16 protein-coding genes are annotated in these 16508 nt (G+C 29.5%); 14 read left to right on the forward strand and 2 right to left on the reverse strand.

The annotated features are described in order from the left end of the window. Window positions 1-127: 127 nt before the first annotated feature. The 6 genes from CLOBL_RS23255 (at window position 128) to scpB (ending at window position 6600) form a co-directional block, all read left to right on the forward strand. Window positions 128-706 carry a TetR family transcriptional regulator gene (locus tag CLOBL_RS23255; RefSeq protein ID WP_077861198.1) on the forward strand — a complete coding sequence of 193 codons (579 nt, stop codon included), beginning with the start codon at window positions 128-130 and terminating at the stop codon, window positions 704-706. A 383-nt stretch (window positions 707-1089) separates the two neighbouring features. Continuing rightward, window positions 1090-2118: a 4Fe-4S double cluster binding domain-containing protein gene (locus tag CLOBL_RS23260; protein WP_077861199.1), complete on the forward strand. Its 1029-nt coding sequence runs from the start codon at window positions 1090-1092 to the stop codon at window positions 2116-2118. Between the two features lie 119 nt (window positions 2119-2237). Then, entirely contained in the window at window positions 2238-3683 is a 1446-nt protein-coding gene (locus tag CLOBL_RS23265) for a cobyric acid synthase (RefSeq protein ID WP_077861200.1), read from the forward strand. Window positions 3684-3817: 134 nt separating this feature from the next. Beyond that, the gene (locus tag CLOBL_RS23270) at window positions 3818-5008 is read left to right on the forward strand and encodes a D-alanyl-D-alanine carboxypeptidase family protein (protein WP_077861201.1); all 1191 of its coding nucleotides are present in this window, start codon (window positions 3818-3820) and stop codon (window positions 5006-5008) included. 226 nt (window positions 5009-5234) lie between these two features. Further along, complete coding sequence (locus tag CLOBL_RS23275) at window positions 5235-5984, forward strand: segregation/condensation protein A (protein ID WP_009170740.1); 750 nt, start codon at window positions 5235-5237, stop codon at window positions 5982-5984. After that, complete coding sequence (gene scpB / locus CLOBL_RS23280) at window positions 5977-6600, forward strand: SMC-Scp complex subunit ScpB (RefSeq protein ID WP_077861202.1); 624 nt, start codon at window positions 5977-5979, stop codon at window positions 6598-6600. Before CLOBL_RS23275 ends, scpB begins: the two co-directional genes overlap by 8 nt. A gap of 101 nt (window positions 6601-6701) precedes the next feature. On the opposite strand, the gene ytfJ is transcribed toward scpB, so the two are convergent. Beyond that, a complete protein-coding gene (gene ytfJ, locus CLOBL_RS23285) occupies window positions 6702-7169 on the reverse strand; it encodes a GerW family sporulation protein (RefSeq protein ID WP_077861203.1) in 468 nt (155 codons plus the stop codon). A 21-nt stretch (window positions 7170-7190) separates the two neighbouring features. Next, a complete protein-coding gene (locus CLOBL_RS29180; RefSeq protein WP_077861204.1) occupies window positions 7191-7724 on the reverse strand; it encodes a DUF2953 domain-containing protein in 534 nt (177 codons plus the stop codon). 139 nt (window positions 7725-7863) lie between these two features. On the opposite strand from CLOBL_RS29180, the gene CLOBL_RS23295 reads away from it, so the two are divergent. The 8 genes from CLOBL_RS23295 to CLOBL_RS23330 all read left to right on the forward strand — a co-directional run bounded on the left by CLOBL_RS23295 (window position 7864) and on the right by CLOBL_RS23330 (window position 16146). Continuing rightward, window positions 7864-8718 (forward strand): D-alanyl-D-alanine carboxypeptidase family protein, encoded by an 855-nt coding sequence (locus tag CLOBL_RS23295; protein ID WP_077861205.1) that lies wholly within the window; start codon window positions 7864-7866, stop codon window positions 8716-8718. A gap of 156 nt (window positions 8719-8874) precedes the next feature. Next, window positions 8875-9864, forward strand: a complete 990-nt coding sequence (locus CLOBL_RS23300) for a sulfide/dihydroorotate dehydrogenase-like FAD/NAD-binding protein (protein ID WP_077861206.1) — start codon at window positions 8875-8877, stop codon at window positions 9862-9864. Further along, the gene (locus tag CLOBL_RS23305) at window positions 9861-11138 is read left to right on the forward strand and encodes an FAD-dependent oxidoreductase (RefSeq protein WP_077861207.1); all 1278 of its coding nucleotides are present in this window, start codon (window positions 9861-9863) and stop codon (window positions 11136-11138) included. The genes CLOBL_RS23300 and CLOBL_RS23305 overlap by 4 nt, the downstream gene beginning before the upstream one ends. 157 nt (window positions 11139-11295) lie before the next feature. Beyond that, window positions 11296-11730: a YmaF family protein gene (locus CLOBL_RS23310; protein WP_077861208.1), complete on the forward strand. Its 435-nt coding sequence runs from the start codon at window positions 11296-11298 to the stop codon at window positions 11728-11730. A 429-nt stretch (window positions 11731-12159) separates the two neighbouring features. Then, window positions 12160-13647 (forward strand): glutamate/gamma-aminobutyrate family transporter YjeM, encoded by a 1488-nt coding sequence (gene yjeM / locus CLOBL_RS23315; RefSeq protein ID WP_077861209.1) that lies wholly within the window; start codon window positions 12160-12162, stop codon window positions 13645-13647. Between the two features lie 204 nt (window positions 13648-13851). Continuing rightward, window positions 13852-14112 carry a hypothetical protein gene (locus tag CLOBL_RS23320; RefSeq protein WP_009170731.1) on the forward strand — a complete coding sequence of 87 codons (261 nt, stop codon included), beginning with the start codon at window positions 13852-13854 and terminating at the stop codon, window positions 14110-14112. Between the two features lie 277 nt (window positions 14113-14389). Continuing rightward, complete coding sequence (locus CLOBL_RS23325; protein ID WP_077861210.1) at window positions 14390-15100, forward strand: pseudouridine synthase; 711 nt, start codon at window positions 14390-14392, stop codon at window positions 15098-15100. A 149-nt stretch (window positions 15101-15249) separates the two neighbouring features. Continuing rightward, complete coding sequence (locus tag CLOBL_RS23330; protein ID WP_009170729.1) at window positions 15250-16146, forward strand: MurR/RpiR family transcriptional regulator; 897 nt, start codon at window positions 15250-15252, stop codon at window positions 16144-16146. The last annotated feature ends 362 nt before the right edge of the window (window positions 16147-16508 follow it).

Genomic DNA, 16508 nt, shown 5'->3' on the forward strand with positions numbered 1-16508 from the left:
TATAAAGATTTATTATATAACTAACCGGTTAGTTATATAATAAATCTTTATAATTAATTAGTCAAGTGGTATAATATGCGTATTGGGATAACATTCCCAAAAATCTAGAATTACAGAGGATGATTTAATGCGGAATTCACAAGCAACACAAGAACGTATTCTGGAAGCAGCCATGGCGGAATTTTCTACTTATGGTATTTCTGGTGCAAGAGTTGACCGTATTGCTAAGATAGCTGAATGTAATAAAAATTTAATCTATATGTATTTTGGAAACAAAGAAAGTCTTTTTACAACAATTTTTCAAAAACATTTATCATGTGTCTATAAAGATATTGTATTCACACCTGACGATCTCCCTGGCTATGCAGTACGTGTTTTCGAGTTTGCAATGACGCATCCGGATTTAATGCGCTTAATGGCATGGTTCAGTTTGGAAGGGAATACTAATAATCCAGTTGAACGAGAACATGTTCACAATGAAAAAATTGCTGATTTAGATGAATTAAAAAGTAAAGGAGCAGTTGGAAAAGAATTTTCTTCAGATTTTATTTTGACTGCTATTATGGCACTAGCTACTGCTTGGACAGCAACGAATCCATTTGGTTCAATGATGAATTCTTATGCCCTGGATAATTTTGATACTTTGAAAAATGAAATATTTAAAGCTGTAAATCTCATTACTAAAGGTAAAGAGGATACAAAATAAAAAAGTTATAATACGAAAATGATTAAGGAGTAGTATGCTTCTTAAAAGAAAAGAACTCTCATAAATTCAAAATGGATTTTTTTGTGAGTTCTTTTCTTTTAAGAGCATTTATATAAATAATATATTTAAGATACTCGGCTAATTATAGGCTGTATATCTTTTTTATATAAGTACACATAAATTTTAAAATGAATTAAATAATAATATATTATTTTGACAAAATGAAGTTAATAAGATTTAGGTTGACAAGTGAATTTGAAGGATGATATTATATGCATATACATATAAATAATAATAGATTTTAAAACAAAAAAATTTTGTTTGAGTACATGTATATGCATGTAAAGAAGATAACAGAAACTGTTGAAAGGATGATATAATAGATGAATTCATTAGCATTACAAATAAAAGAAGCAGCTTTAGATATGGGATATGAAAAATGTGGGATTATTAAGATATCAGACATAGAAGGGTATAGTGAAAAAGTTGATGAGAGGATTGAGAGAGTTCCAGTTACAAAACCTTTTTATCAAAATTACTATCGTTTTGAACAGTTAAAGGATAATCATCCATGGGCAAAATCTATTGTTGTTTGTGTTAGACAATATAGCAGATATGCTATACCAGAGCATTTAAAAGGCAGAGTTGCAAAATACTACTTAGTTGATAGTAGGAGAGACGAAGAATCTAAAGATTATAAAGACAGCTTAAGATTCGAAAAGTATCTTAAAGATATGGGAATTAGGGCAGAAACTGAAAGAAAGTTTGGATTAACTGCTTTAAGATGGGCAGCACTTAAAGCTGGTTTAGGAATGGTACGTAGAAATAATTTCTTCTATACTGAAAATGGTTCATGGGTGTATCTAGAAGCATGGCTTATTGATAAAGAATTAGAAGCAAAAGAAACACCAAACTTAAGACCTTGCTCTGATAAATGCAATCTGTGCATCAAAAATTGTCCTTCGAAATCTTTATCAGAGCCCTATACTATGAATCCTTTTACTTGTGTATCATTTATTACAACATTTGGAGGGAGAGATATGCCAAATCAGCCATGTAAAGAAGAAATAGGAGATTGGGTATATGGCTGTGATGCCTGTCAAGATGCCTGCCCCATGAATAAGAACCGTTGGAAAGAAGAAGAAAAATTCCCGAATTTAGAGGAATTAGGTGAAAAAATTTCGTTAGAAAAAATTCTAAAAATGGATTACGAGTTTTTAGAAAATGTAATGCAGCCTAAGTTTTGGTATATACCAAAAGAGGATGTTTGGAAATGGAAAGTTAATGCTATAAATGCAATGGTAAATGATTATAAAGATCAATATAGAGATAGTATTTATGAAGCATGTAAAGATGAACATGGAAAAGTAAGAGAAATGGCAGAATGGGCAATTCATAAATTAAATATATAACATATTTAATTGGAATGTAATATAATAATACCATCAACAAAATGATTCTAAGATAAATAATTCATTTTGTTGGTGGTTTTTCTAGTAAATTTATTTAATGTACTTAAGGAGATAGAAATATGGCTAAAACAATAATGATACAAGGAACAGCATCAAACTCTGGAAAGAGTTTAGTAGTTGCAGGTTTATGTAGAATTTTAAAGCAGGATGGTTATAAAGTCGCACCATTTAAATCTCAAAATATGGCTTTGAATTCATTTATAACCGATGATGGGAATGAAATGGGAAGAGCGCAGGTTATGCAGGCAGAAGCCGCAGGAATTGCACCTGATGTAAGAATGAATCCTATTTTATTGAAGCCTACAAGCGATCAAGGGTCCCAGGTAATTGTAAATGGGAAAGTCATTGGGAATATGAGCGCAAAGGATTATTATGCTCAAAAAACTAAATTAATTCCAGATATTTTAGAAGCATTCAATGGATTAGCTAATGAGCATGATATTATTGTAATAGAAGGAGCAGGTAGTCCAGCAGAAATAAACTTAAATAAGGATGACATTGTAAATATGGGACTTGCTAAGCTGGTAAACGCTCCTGTACTCATTGTTGGAGATATAGATCGTGGCGGAGTTTTTGCATCTTTAGCAGGTACAATGCTTTTTTTATCTGATGATGAGAAAGAAAGAGTAAAAGGAACAATCATAAATAAATTCAGAGGCGATATATCAATACTTAAGCCAGGGCTTAAAATGCTTGAAGATGCAATTAATGTACCTGTAGTTGGCGTTATTCCTTATTTAAATGTTGATGTTGATGATGAAGATAGTCTTACAGATAGATTCTCGGTAAAAAATAAACCATCTATCATTGATATTGCTGTAATTAGATTGCCTAGAATATCAAATTTCACAGATTTTAATGCTTTAGAATGCATTGATGGAGTCTCTCTTAGATATGTAGGATCTCTCAATGAACTAAAAGATCCAGATCTGATTATTCTGCCAGGAACAAAAAATACTATAGCTGATTTAATTTGGCTTAGAGAATCTGGCTTTGAAGCAGCTATAATGAAGCATATATCTAAAGATAAGCCATTAATTGGAGTATGCGGTGGATATCAAATGCTAGGTTTGACCTTAAAAGATCCATATGGGGTCGAACAAGGAGGAGAAATATCAGGGCTTGGGCTTTTAGAAACAGATACTATATTTGCAAAGGAAAAGACGAGAACTAGAATTAAAGGAAACCTTGCAGAGGTTAATGGAATATTTCACAAGCTTTCAGGAGCTGAATTTGAAGGGTACGAAATTCATATGGGAATCACCATGAGTGATAAAAATATAGTAAATAATAAAAATATATATGGAACATATATTCATGGAATATTTGATAAAGATACAATTGCCAAAACAATAGTTGAGGCACTTTTAAAGAAAAAAGGATTAAGTGCAGATAATATAAAAACATTTGACATGTCAAGTTATAAGGAAAGTCAATATGATATTTTAGCTGATGAAATGAGAAAAACATTAGATATGAATTATATATATAAAATAATCAGTTAAAGGAATGTATAAATTAAAATGGTAGATTGATCAAATATAAGATTATTTTCCTGTCAAATCCTTGAGGAATTTAGGATTACTTATAATATAATTTCTTTTTATGGTAACACTAAATTTTGAAAGGAGGTAGGAAAATGAAATATAATATTAAAAAGATTTTATCTTTAACTTTGATATTTATTTTTACTGTATTATTATTACCAATTAAGTCTGTCATTGCAGTTGAAGCAGAAGATAAAGCTCAATCTGGTGGAACGAATATAGAAGCAAGATCTGCTTTATTAATGGAGCCTATGAGTGGGAAAATACTTTATGAAAAGAATGCAGATGAAAAATTTGCGCCTGCATCAGTAACAAAAATAATGACCATGTTGCTTACAATGGAGGCTGTTGATAACGGAAAAATAAATTTAGATGATAAAGTGACTTGTAGTGAAAATGCTAAGAAAATGGGCGGAAGTACAATGCTTTTAGACACTGGCGAAATAAGAACCGTTGAGGAATTACTAAAAGGGGTTGCAATAGCATCTGGTAATGATGCTGCAGTAGCTCTTGCCGAGTACCTTGGAGGTACAGAAGGCGATTTTGTTAATATGATGAATAAAAGAGCTCAAGAATTAGGGATGAAGAATACAACCTTCAAAAATTGTAATGGCTTACCAGCAGATGGACATTTATCAACAGCAAAAGATATAGCACTAATGTCTAAAGAATTATTAAAGCATCCAAAAGTTTTAAAATATACAGGAACTTATATGGAAACTATATCTGAAGGCAGGAAATCTCCAATAGAGCTTGTAAATCATAATAAATTGGTTAGATTCTTTGAAGGCTGTGATGGATTAAAAACAGGATTTACAGATGAAGCTAAATATTGTATTAGTGCCACTGCAAAAAGAAATGGAGTTAGAATGATGTCAGTAATTATGGGCGCTCCAACCTATAAAATTAGGAACCGTGATGCAGGAGTATTACTTAATTATGGTTTTTCTAAATACGAAGGAAAAAAACTTATCTCTAAAGATGAAGATATAGATAAAGTATATATGGATAAACAAACCGATAAGTTCTTTATGGCAAAGGCATGCGATGATTTAAATGTTATACTACCTAAAGGACAAAATGATGAACTTGAAAAGAAAATTGTCATTGATGAATTGAAAAAAGAATACAAAGTTGGAGATGTAGTTGGAAAATATGAAGTTTATTTAGGAAATGATAAGGTAGGCGAAGTAGAAATATATTGCGATAGAAATATAAAGAAGGGCAATATATTTGATAATATAAAATATAATATTAAGAATTTATTTGAAAAAGGCGTTTAAATCATCGTAAATCTAATAATATATTTTTATTATTAAACAGAATAAAACATATTTGAGATATAACTCAATAATTAGAAGAATTTCTTTTTATTGAGTTATATTTTTATGTATAATATAAAGAGATATAAACTTTATTGTTTTATATCATATAAATTGTTATTATATTATAGTATCAATTCTAATTATATGAATTGAGTGAAATATACGGTGGAGGTAGAAGATAATAATGGAACTTCCAAGAATTAAAATTAATGATTTTGAAGGACCATTTGATTTATTGTTGCATTTAATAAGAAAAAATCAAATGAGTATTTATAATGTAAAAATTTATGAAGTAACCAATCAATACTTAAATTATATAAATGAAATGAAAGAAATGGATTTGGAGATAACTTCGGAATTTATTGTTGTCGCAGCGACATTAATAGAAATAAAATCTAAATATCTGCTACCTAAATATAAAAAGGAAGATGAAGAGGATGAAGAAGATGAAGAAAAATCTCTTTTAGAAAAGCTTATAGTTTATAAGAAAATCAAAGGGGTTTCCACGTTCTTTAAAGAAAGATATATTAGTGCAGGTGAGGTATATAGTAAAAAGCCAGAAATAATAGAAGAAATAAAAGAAGATGTTACAAAAATAGATTTATTTAAAGATATAAGTCTTATTGAATTATATAATATCTACAATAATTTATTAGAAATCTATAATAATAAGCAAAATAGAAATAATGTAATTCAAAAGAAAATATATGTGGATAAGTATAAAATTGAAGATAAGTTAGACTATCTTATGAATAAGATAAAAAATGAAAATGTTCGTGATTTCGCCCAAATAATAGAAGCTTGTGAATGTAAGCTAGAGTGTGTTGTTACATTTTTAGCTCTGCTTGAAATGATAAAACAGAGAATGGTTAAAGTTTATCAAAGCGATAATTTTAGGAACATAATAATTGAAAGGAGAATAGATAATGCATAATGGAAAAGGAATTCAAATACCATTTATGAACGATGAAAAGAAAAATTCGCTAAAATCTGCAATAGAAGCATTATTATTTGCAAGTGGTGAACCTTTGAGTATTCAAGACCTAGTAAATCATCTTGAAGAAAAAGCTAAGCTTATTGAAATTATAATTCAAGAAATGATTGAAGAATATGACAATACTAGTTGTAGAGGAATTAAAATAATTGTTATAAAAGGTAGTTATCAATTAGTAACAAAAGCAGAAAATTCTGAGCAGATACAGAAATTGTTAAAGAAAAATAAAAGACAATCTTTATCTCAGGCATCAATTGAAAGTTTAGCTATAATAGCATATAAACAGCCTATCACACGAGTTGATATAGATGAGATTAGAGGTGTTAAATCTGAAAGTGCGATTCAAAGACTTGTTGAAAAAGATCTTATAAAAGAAGTCGGAAGATTAGAAGTACCAGGTAGGCCGATTTTATATGGCACTACGGACGAGTTTTTAAGACAATTTGAACTAAGGGATTTGAAAGAACTACCATCCTTAGATCTATTTGGTCAGGATGATGATGTTCAAGAAGAGGAAATAAGTGAAAAAGAGGTAAATATTGAAGAACTAAAATAATTTATTAGTAAGATACTAATGAAGTTAATAATTAAAAAGGAAAATAGTTTATGAGTAAATCATTATAAACATTTCCCTTTTCAATTTGATAATTTTATATTTTAAATAGCATTATCATTATTAGTGGTATTATTTTCAAAATTATTTACAGGATTACTGGTATTATTTTTATCGCTAGTTTCATTATTTTTTTTACATAGATCTTTAACAAAGCCTTTAACAATATCTAGAACTTGAGGAACTGTATCAACGATTCTATCGCAAGTAGTATTTTGGTCTGCAGGTATCATTCTAACTCCATCCTCCTTTACAACCAAAAAGGCAACAGGTTTTACTGAAACTCCAGCGCCAGATCCACCGCCAAATGGAAAAACTGTACTTGTAGTATTTTCGTACAAGTACTCACTTCCTCCAGAAGCAAATCCAAAGCTTAATTTTGAAACGGGAATTATACAAGTTCCATCTTTTGTTTCAATAGCTTTTCCAATAACTGTGTTTACATCAATCATATCTTTAAGATTTTCCATAGTACTCTTCATTAAGTTTTCAACATGTTGTTCACTCGACATAATTTGTCCCCTGTGAAGGGGTCACCTCCCTTGATTTAATACTTTTTTAAATATAATAATTGTCATATATATAATGTTCGCAAATGATAAGAAAATTATACTTGAGGACTCAATTCTTAGTGAAAATTTATCTTCAAATATTGGATTTATTCTTAAATTGAATTTATTAATTTTGAAGATGAATTTTAGAAAAATATATATTAATGGTGGTACTTGACAGAGAGCTCCATAAAATATAGCTGTTCGTGCAGCGTCATTTAAGGAATAGTAAAAAAAGAAATTTAGCTTTAGTAGGGGCTTAAATCTAAGATTTAAACTATACATATTTGATAATAAGTATTTATAATTTATATTTTTATAGATATTTGAAAAAAACTTACGTTCTTTTTTTACTACAGGTCTATCTCTTTTAGGAGGTCTTTTTTTTGACATAATGGTTAATTTATATATCTTTATATAATAATCTTCCGGAGAATAGTGAATAATAATTTTAATAGGAATAGGCATGAATAATAAAAATATTATAATGGCTAAGACAATAAAAAATAATTTCATAAGATACCTCCAAGTTATCTGTACTTCATAATTATTGACCAAACAAAAAAAAATAAACAAAAAAATTTAAAAATTATGTTTAAAAAATAATTAAAAAGGTAAACTAGAACCAAATAGTAAGTTTAGAAGGTGATTAATTATGAGAAAAGGTATAAAATGCATTACTGTTATATTGTTAGGTCTTATTTTTTCTCAAATATCAAATATAAGTGTAAATGCCAAAAATAAAGATAATATTAAATTTAAGGTTAACGCAAGATGTGCAATAGCCTTAGATAAGGAAAGTGGGACAGTTTTATACGAACAAAATGCATACGAATTGGTACCAATGGCAAGCACAACTAAAATACTTACTTCACTAATTGCTATTGAACAAGGAAATTTAGATAAAAAGGTAACTATCAGCAAAAAGGCAGCAAGCATTAGAGGTTCTACTGTAGGATATAGAGAAAATGAAGAGATTACATTAAGAGAATTAATTTTTGGGCTTATGTTTAAGTCTGGAAATGATGCAGCAATTGCAATAGCTGAAGAATTAGGTGGATCGGTAGAAGGATTCTCAGAGATTATGAACCATTATGCTAGAGGAATCGGAATATTAGATTCGCACTTTGAATCTCCACATGGATTGGATAGTAATGAGCATTATTCATCTGCCTATGATTTAGCTCTATTAACTTCTAAAGGAATGGAATATGATTTATTTAGAGAAGTTGTAGGCAGTAAAGAAATATCGAAAGAAAAATATAATTTTACTAGGGATTACAGTAATATTAATAAAATATTGTGGAGAATTCCTGGTGCTAATGGCGTTAAAACAGGATCAACAGGTAAAGCTGGAAAATGCTTAGTTTCATCAATAAATAATAATGGTAAAGACATTATTATTGTAGTTTTAAATTGTCCAGATAGATGGAATACAACTGAAAAGATATACAATTATGTATTAGAAAAAGTGGCCTTTGGAAGCAAGACAGTTAAAGAATTAGTATAGTAATTTTAAAGTAGATAGTAATTTTATACTATCTACTATTATTATAAAAAAAATAAGTATATATAAATAAAAGTTTCAAATTAATCCTATTTTGTAGCAAATTCTATCTTTTTAAATAATCTATTAATAGAAACAATTTTATCTAAAGGAAAGAAAATGGTGAAAGAAGCTATTGATTGTATTGATGCAGGAACTGAATATTGTCCTTGTAAGCTTGCAGAATATGGACAATGTTTAATTTGTTCTCAATGCCAAGGAAAAGTTTTCTGCGATTGCTTAAATTGGAAGGGGGTTTGTATATATCAAGAATTTTACAATAATAATGAAAAGGCTAAAGATGGCCGAAAAACTTATGACTGCCTTATTAAAGATGTAATTAATTATCATAACAATTTAGTTATAGTAAAGTTTAAGGCACCTCATAAATTGGTTATAGATTTAGTTAAACCTGGAAGCTATGTATTCGTAAGAAGTAATGAAAATGAATATTTTGATATTCCTATTTCAATAATGAATTGTGATATAGAAAATGATCTTATAACTATTGCTATTGAAATTAGGGGAATAAAAACTACTGGATTACTAAATATAAAGGCTGATGAAAACATAGTAATTAGAGGGCCCTATTGGAATGGAATTTTTGGAATAAAAAATATATTAGCTCAGAATAAAACTAAAGCATTAATTTTAGCTAGAGGAATTGGACTAGCACCTATGATACCAGTTATTAGGAAATTAATTTCTCAAGATAACGAATTACAGGTAGTAATAGATACAAGCCCCTTCAAAGAAAATTTTGTAAGTGAATTTTTAAGTAATTATTCACTAAAAGCAACTGAGAAATCTTTATTAGATAAAGGCAAACTTTCAGATCATGCTAAAGTTGTAATTAAAGATGCCTTAGAAGATGGTGTGAAATATATTCATGTAGGAGGAGCAGATATATTAACTTATAATGTAATAAATTACTTAAATGAAATTAATAGAGATGATGTTTCTCTTTCGTGTTGTAATAATTTTAAAATGTCTTGTGGTGAGGGGATTTGTGGAGCATGTACAGCAAGATTTTCAGGTCATAGAGTAAAAAGATTTTGTAAAGAGCAGGCTGATCCACGAAATATTTTTGAAGGGAGAAGATTCATATGAAAGTTGTTATTATTGGTGGAGGTTGGTCTGGATGTGCAGCAGCTGTCTCCAGCAAAAAAGCTGGAGCAGATGTTATCGTCATAGAAAAGACGGATTTACTATTAGGACTTGGTAATGTAGGCGGGATAATGAGAAATAATGGGCGTTATACTGCAGCAGAAGAATTGATTGCGTTAGGATGCGGTGATTTAATAAAAATTACAGATAGAAATGCTATTCATAGCAATATTGATTTTCCTGGCCATAAACATGCTTCTTTATACAATGTAAATAAAATTGAAGGAGAAGTAAGTAAATATCTAAAATCCTTGAATATAGAACTCATGATGGAGAGCAGGGTAACTGATATTAATTTTGATGGGCAGAAAATTAAAGGGGTATATTTAAGTGACGGCACCTATATAGATGGAGATGTATTTATTGAAACTACAGGAACTACAGGGCCAATGGGAAATTGTCTTCGCTATGGAAATGGATGTTCTATGTGCGTTTTAAGATGTCCATCATTTGGACCTAGAATTAGCATTAGTGAAAGATGTGGTGTTTCAGATATTCAAGGTGAACGAGGAGATGACATATTTGGTGCATTTTCTGGCTCATGCAAGTTAGCAAAAGAGAGCTTATCAGAAGAGATAAAAGCTGAATTAGATTCCAAAGGGGTTGTTATCTTAAAAGTTCCTGAAGAAGATGTTAATTATGAAAAATTAGAAACTAAGGTCTGCCAACAATATGCTTTAAAAGAATTTGCCGAGAATATTATACTGCTAGATACAGGCCATGCAAAATTAATGACAACATATTATCCTTTGCATAAATTAAGAAAGATAAAAGGTTTAGAAAATGCAAAATATGTTGATCCATATGCTGGAAGTAAAGGAAATTCAATTAGATATCTATCGGTTGCCCCAAGGACAAATGATTTAAGAGTTATAGGTGTAGATAATTTATTCTGTGCAGGAGAAAAGAGCGGATTATTTGTAGGACATACCGAAGCTATTTGTACAGGGACTCTAGCAGGTCATAATGCCGTTAGATTAACTCTGGGAATGCCGCTTTTAATTTTGCCTTCATCGATTGCGATTGGTGATTTAATAACTTATACAAATGAAAAAGTTCGAACTAGGGAAGGAAGAAAAGATAGATATACTTTTGCTGGTTCAGTTTATTTCAACAGAATGAAAGAATTAGGATTATACAGCATTGACATAGATGAAATAAGAAAAAGAGTTCAAAAAGTAAATTTAGATAATGTATTTTCTCAAAAGTTATGCTAATTTAATATTTATTATTTTAAAGCTATCTAGCCTTATTGGTAAGATAGCTTTCTTTTTATGAAAGATATAAGAATAGGATTTAAGATTATGGTTTTATTAACACAAAAATAAAATCCAACATAACATATAGTATATATAAACCTAAGGAGGAATTATTATGAGTAACTGTGGCTGTGTAACTAGTAAAGGCAACAATGCTGTAAGTCCTGCTGTTGCCAACACTTACGGTCAAAACTACAGAGGGAATAACAATAATAGATTCACTAATCACAATCATGAATTTCTAGCAAGTACAAATTATGAGAAGGATGATGATTGTAATATACACAATCATCGTATAGCTGGAATGACTGGACCAGCAATCAGAAATGGGGTGACCCATGTTCATAAAATTGAGGAGATTACAGATACTTTTTGTGATCATATTCATAAAATTTGTGATACAACTGGACCAGCTATTTATATTTCGAATAATAAACACGTCCATCTTATAAAAGGAGTAACTTCTTGCTGTGATGGGCATGATCATGATTATTATTTTACTACTTTAATTGAAGATCCTACCAATGTGCCAAATATCGGTAAGTGTTAATCTTATTTAAGATAATCACTGATTTAGTAGTTGGAAGTCTACAATGATGTTATTATAATTATTCAATGAATATTTACGAATTTTCATAAATTAAAAACTATGCATAGAAGAAATTTACTTTTTCCTTTTATGCATAGTTTTTATTTTATTAGTGAGATATTTCATTATTTTTGCTTATTCTTATAATATTTTATTAATATTTTTACAATATTTATGTTAAGAAGAAAAAATACTATCAAGTTATGATAATAAGTTATAAATACCAGAACGCAATTTAAAATATGAAAAACAAAGTTTAAAAAATTTAATATATTCATAAAAATTTTAAATATTAATCTAAAAACAGGTAAAATCAGTAGTTTGATTTGACAAAATAACAATAGTAATATAAAAAAGTGTATATTTATATAAAAATGAGGAGTAAGAATAATGACAGAAAAAACAAAACAAAAAAAATTAACACTAATAACATTAATTTTAATGATTTTCACATCAGTTTTTGGATTTGCAAATATGCCAAGATCATTCTATCTTATGGGATATGGTGCAATTCCATGGTTTATATTTGGTGGAATAACATTTTTCATTCCGTATGCATTCATGATGGCCGAATATGGAGCTGCCTTTAAAGAAGAGAAAGGTGGAATATATTCATGGATGGAAAAATCAGTAGGGCCTAAATTTGCCTTCATAGGAATATTTATGTGGTATGCATCTTATGTAGTATGGATGATAAACATTTGTACAGTCGTTTGGATACCGTTATCAAATACCTTCTTTGGTGTTGATACTACTTCAAAATGGGGCGTTTTAGGTTTAAACTCAACACAGGTTCTTGGAATACTTGGAGTTTTGTGGGTATCTGGTGCTTTTTTAATATCAAGAAGAGGAATAAGCAAGATAACTAAAATAACCTCTCTTGGAGGAACTGCAGTTGCACTATTAAATATCCTTCTTATTGTAGGAGCGATTGTAGTATTAATATTAAACAAAGGACAATTTAAGGAGCCTATAACATCAGCTATGTCTTTTGTTAATTCTCCAAATCCATCATATCAAACTCCTTTTTCGCTATTATCATTCTTAGTTTTTGCATTATTTGCATATGGTGGGATTGAAGCTGTTGGTGGACTTGTTGACCAAACTGAAAATGCAGAAAAAACTTTTCCAAAGGGTGTTTTAATAGCAGCATTAGTTATTGCTGTAGGATATTCGTTAGGAATATTTTTAACTGGAATATTTGTAAATTGGTCTCATAGCCTCTCAGGAAAAGATGTAAACATGGCCAATATTACATATGTTGTAATGAATAACTTAGGATATTCTTTAGGAAATGCACTTGGAATGAGTGATGCAATATCAATTCAGGTAGGTAACTGGATTGCTCGATTTGTTGGATTGTCAATGTTTTTAGCATATACAGGAGCATTCTTCACTCTATCATATGCGCCACTTAAACAATTAATAGAAGGAACACCAGCAAAGTTTTGGCCAGGTAAAATGGCTCAAATTGATAAAAATGATATGCCGATAAATGCAATGCTTATCCAAACCATTATAGTTGGAGTAATGGTTTTAGTTATTGCTATGGGAGGAGCTAGTGCACAAGCATTCTTTGCAATCTTAGTTAATATGACAAATGTTGCAATGACATTACCATATGTATTTTTATCAGTAGCATATATATTCTTTGTAAGAAGAGAGAATATACAAAAACCTTTTAAAGTATTCAAAAATAAAACTTTTGCAGTATTTATGGGCGTTGTTGTAACATTAGTAGTTGGATTTGCTAATATATTTACAATCATAGAACCAGCCATTGAAGGAGATTATGTATCTACAATTTCTATGATTGCAGGACCGTTAATATTTATAGTTGCTGCATTAGTAATATATGCAAGAGGCGAGAAAAAATAAAAATTTAAATTAGAAGTATTGTAGTGAAACAACTAGATTAATTAAAAAGATCTAGTTGTTTTTTTATATTTTAAAATTTCGTTATTATATTAAGTGATACATAACGCTATAAAATAAGATGCAGATATTATTTTAAATCTTAAAGAACCAAAAATATAAAATTAGAATAATATATATTAACAAAAGAATAGGAGATGATTAACAATGTCAAGACATTCTCATGATGACTGTTGCTGCAATAATTGCTGCACATGCTGTAAACCTAGCTGCTGTAATATGTGCGGCTGTGGCGGAGGTTGTGGCGGAGGCTATGGCGGCTACGGAGGAGGTTACGGTGGTTTCGGTGGCTGTGGTGGATTCGGTGGTTGCGGAAGCTGGCTTTGGATCATATTAATTTTATGCTTCTGCGGCGGAGGCTGCGGCGGATTTGGAGGCTTCGGACCAGGTTTTGGAGGATTTTTCTAGTAGTTTAAATTAATATTAAGGAATAGAACTATTAAATGTCCTTTTTATTAGATAATAGAAACGCTATTTTATTAGCGTTTCTATTATTTTTGAAACTAATAATAAAATAAAGAGAAAGTTGTATTGTATAGCTGAAAAAGATATAATTTAAAATGTTAAAAGATAATATAGGTTAATTTTAAAATTTTAATCTAGAAAATTTTTAGAAATCCTAAAAGAATTTTATCAATGGATTTCGTAATTAAATATTACTTAGATATTATGGAGTGGTTTAAAGATGGAAGAAAGATTGCAGAAATATATGGCAAGCTGCGGCGTTGCTTCAAGAAGAAAATGTGAAGAAATAATTATTGAGGGCAAAGTGAAAGTTAATGGGGTTACGGTTAATGAAGTTGGAATTAAGGTAAATCCATTAAAAGACATAGTAGAATATAAAGGGAAAGTCATAAAGAAAGAAGAAAAAAAGGTTTATATTATGCTTAATAAGCCAGAAGGTTATATAAGTTCCGTTAAAGATGAGAAGGGAAGAGCAACTATACTGGATATTGTTAAAGTAAAAGAAAGAATTTATCCAATCGGAAGATTAGATTATGATAGTTCAGGATTATTATTATTAACTAATGATGGTGAAGTATATAATAAAATAATTCATCCAAGAGTAGAACTAATAAAAAAATATATAGCAGTAGTTACAGATGAAATAACCAAAAATGACATACAAAAATTTGAAATAGGTATCGACATTGGAGGATATATTACAGCTCCAGCAGAACTTAAGGTGTTAAGCTTTGAAAAAGGTGTTTCTACAGTAGAGATTGGAATTCACGAAGGAAAAAATAGGCAGATTAGAAGGATGTGCGCAGCTCTTCATCATGAAGTATTGTCATTAAAGAGAATTTCTATAGGCGATTTAAAACTTGGATATTTAAAAAGAGGGGAATATAGAGAATTAAAGCAAGATGAAATTGATTATTTGAATAATTTGTAAGCTAATAATCAACAATAGCGAAAGTTGATGAAGAAAATCTTGCATATTTTGAATAATTTCTGCGAAAAATCAGTTATTTATTGAATATTTCAAAATAAGATGATAGAATTAGATTGAGATTATTCAATTTGATTACAGGAAGGCAAAAAATGGATGAAATAAATAATGAAAATAGCAAGGATTTAATGAGATTAATTCAAGGGAAGTTTATAAGGTTAAGTAAGGGGCAAAAGCTAATAGCTGAGTACATATTAAAAAATTATGATAAAGCAGCATTCATGACAGCTGCCAAACTTGGCATATCTGTAGGAGTATCTGAATCAACTGTTGTAAGATTTGCAATTGAGCTTGGGTTTTCTGGATATCCTAAATTGCAAAAAGCTTTGCAAGAGCTTATAAAGAATAAGCTTACTACAGTTCAAAGATTAGAGCTTAGAAATGATTATTTTTCAGACGGAGATGCTTTAAAGGGTGTTCTTAAAGCTGACATGGAGAACATAAGAGCTACTCTTGAGAAAATAAACCAAAACACATTTGAAGATGTTGTAAAAAGTATATTTGAAGCGAAAAGAATATATATAATAGGACTTAGAAGTTCAACAGCTTTAGCAGAATTTTTGGGATTTTATTTAAATATAATATTACAAAATGTAAAGATTGTAAGTTATGGAATCTCTGATGTTTTTGAGCAAATGATAAATGTAGGGGATGGTGATCTAGTAATAGGAATTGGATTTCCAAGATATGCTGCTAAGACAATTGATGCTTTAGAATTTTCTCAAGATAGGGGAGCTAAAGTGGTTGCACTTACTGATAGTTTATTATCACCATTAGCGTCTAAAGCTGACCATACATTAATTGCTCAAAGTAACATGGCTTCATTTGTAGATTCTTTAGTTGCACCAATGTCGGTAATAAACGCTTTAATCATTGCAGTTGGAATGAGGGAAAAGGAAAATATATCTGATATATTTGGAAACTTAGAACAAATATGGCAGACGTATAATGTATATTCATATAATAATAAAAATGTAGCTGATGATTAAAAAATAAGGAAAATTATTAATAAGCTGTTCTCAATAAAATTTGGAGGACAGCTTATTTTATAGATATATAACTTTGAGCTTAAACTCATGTGATTTTTGATATATGCGCACAAAAAAAGTTTAACAAAGATATATAATTTAGTCTATATATGTCAGATTTATAAAGTGTTTATCTATATTATAAAGCAAAAGTGTCAACAATTATAAATAAAGCAAAATGTGACCTGAGTATCATAGAAATTATTGAACAATTATATGATGAAATATTTAAAGATATATATGTTGCAATTGATTTTTTACATTTAATATTTAGATATTTACTTAGCGGATAGACATCCTAAATGTAATTTTATTATTGCAAC

This window comes from Clostridium sp. BL-8 (assembly GCF_002006495.1).
Lineage (GTDB): Bacteria > Bacillota > Clostridia > Clostridiales > Clostridiaceae > Clostridium.

What these genes read in the sequence shown, in the direction of transcription:
- CLOBL_RS23260 (WP_077861199.1), top strand. Translation starts at nt 1,090, where the DNA reads ATGAATTCATTAGCATTACAAATAAAAGAAGCAGCTTTAGATATGGGA.
- CLOBL_RS23300 (WP_077861206.1), top strand. Translation starts at nt 8,875, where the DNA reads ATGGTGAAAGAAGCTATTGATTGTATTGATGCAGGAACTGAATATTGT.
- CLOBL_RS23305 (WP_077861207.1), top strand. Translation starts at nt 9,861, where the DNA reads ATGAAAGTTGTTATTATTGGTGGAGGTTGGTCTGGATGTGCAGCAGCT.
- CLOBL_RS29180 (WP_077861204.1), bottom strand. Translation starts at nt 7,724, where the DNA reads ATGAAATTATTTTTTATTGTCTTAGCCATTATAATATTTTTATTATTC.
- CLOBL_RS23325 (WP_077861210.1), top strand. Translation starts at nt 14,390, where the DNA reads ATGGAAGAAAGATTGCAGAAATATATGGCAAGCTGCGGCGTTGCTTCA.
- CLOBL_RS23310 (WP_077861208.1), top strand. Translation starts at nt 11,296, where the DNA reads ATGAGTAACTGTGGCTGTGTAACTAGTAAAGGCAACAATGCTGTAAGT.
- CLOBL_RS23295 (WP_077861205.1), top strand. Translation starts at nt 7,864, where the DNA reads ATGAGAAAAGGTATAAAATGCATTACTGTTATATTGTTAGGTCTTATT.
- CLOBL_RS23270 (WP_077861201.1), top strand. Translation starts at nt 3,818, where the DNA reads ATGAAATATAATATTAAAAAGATTTTATCTTTAACTTTGATATTTATT.
- CLOBL_RS23320 (WP_009170731.1), top strand. Translation starts at nt 13,852, where the DNA reads ATGTCAAGACATTCTCATGATGACTGTTGCTGCAATAATTGCTGCACA.
- CLOBL_RS23265 (WP_077861200.1), top strand. Translation starts at nt 2,238, where the DNA reads ATGGCTAAAACAATAATGATACAAGGAACAGCATCAAACTCTGGAAAG.
- CLOBL_RS23275 (WP_009170740.1), top strand. Translation starts at nt 5,235, where the DNA reads ATGGAACTTCCAAGAATTAAAATTAATGATTTTGAAGGACCATTTGAT.
- CLOBL_RS23255 (WP_077861198.1), top strand. Translation starts at nt 128, where the DNA reads ATGCGGAATTCACAAGCAACACAAGAACGTATTCTGGAAGCAGCCATG.
- CLOBL_RS23330 (WP_009170729.1), top strand. Translation starts at nt 15,250, where the DNA reads ATGGATGAAATAAATAATGAAAATAGCAAGGATTTAATGAGATTAATT.
- yjeM (WP_077861209.1), top strand. Translation starts at nt 12,160, where the DNA reads ATGACAGAAAAAACAAAACAAAAAAAATTAACACTAATAACATTAATT.
- scpB (WP_077861202.1), top strand. Translation starts at nt 5,977, where the DNA reads ATGCATAATGGAAAAGGAATTCAAATACCATTTATGAACGATGAAAAG.
- ytfJ (WP_077861203.1), bottom strand. Translation starts at nt 7,169, where the DNA reads ATGTCGAGTGAACAACATGTTGAAAACTTAATGAAGAGTACTATGGAA.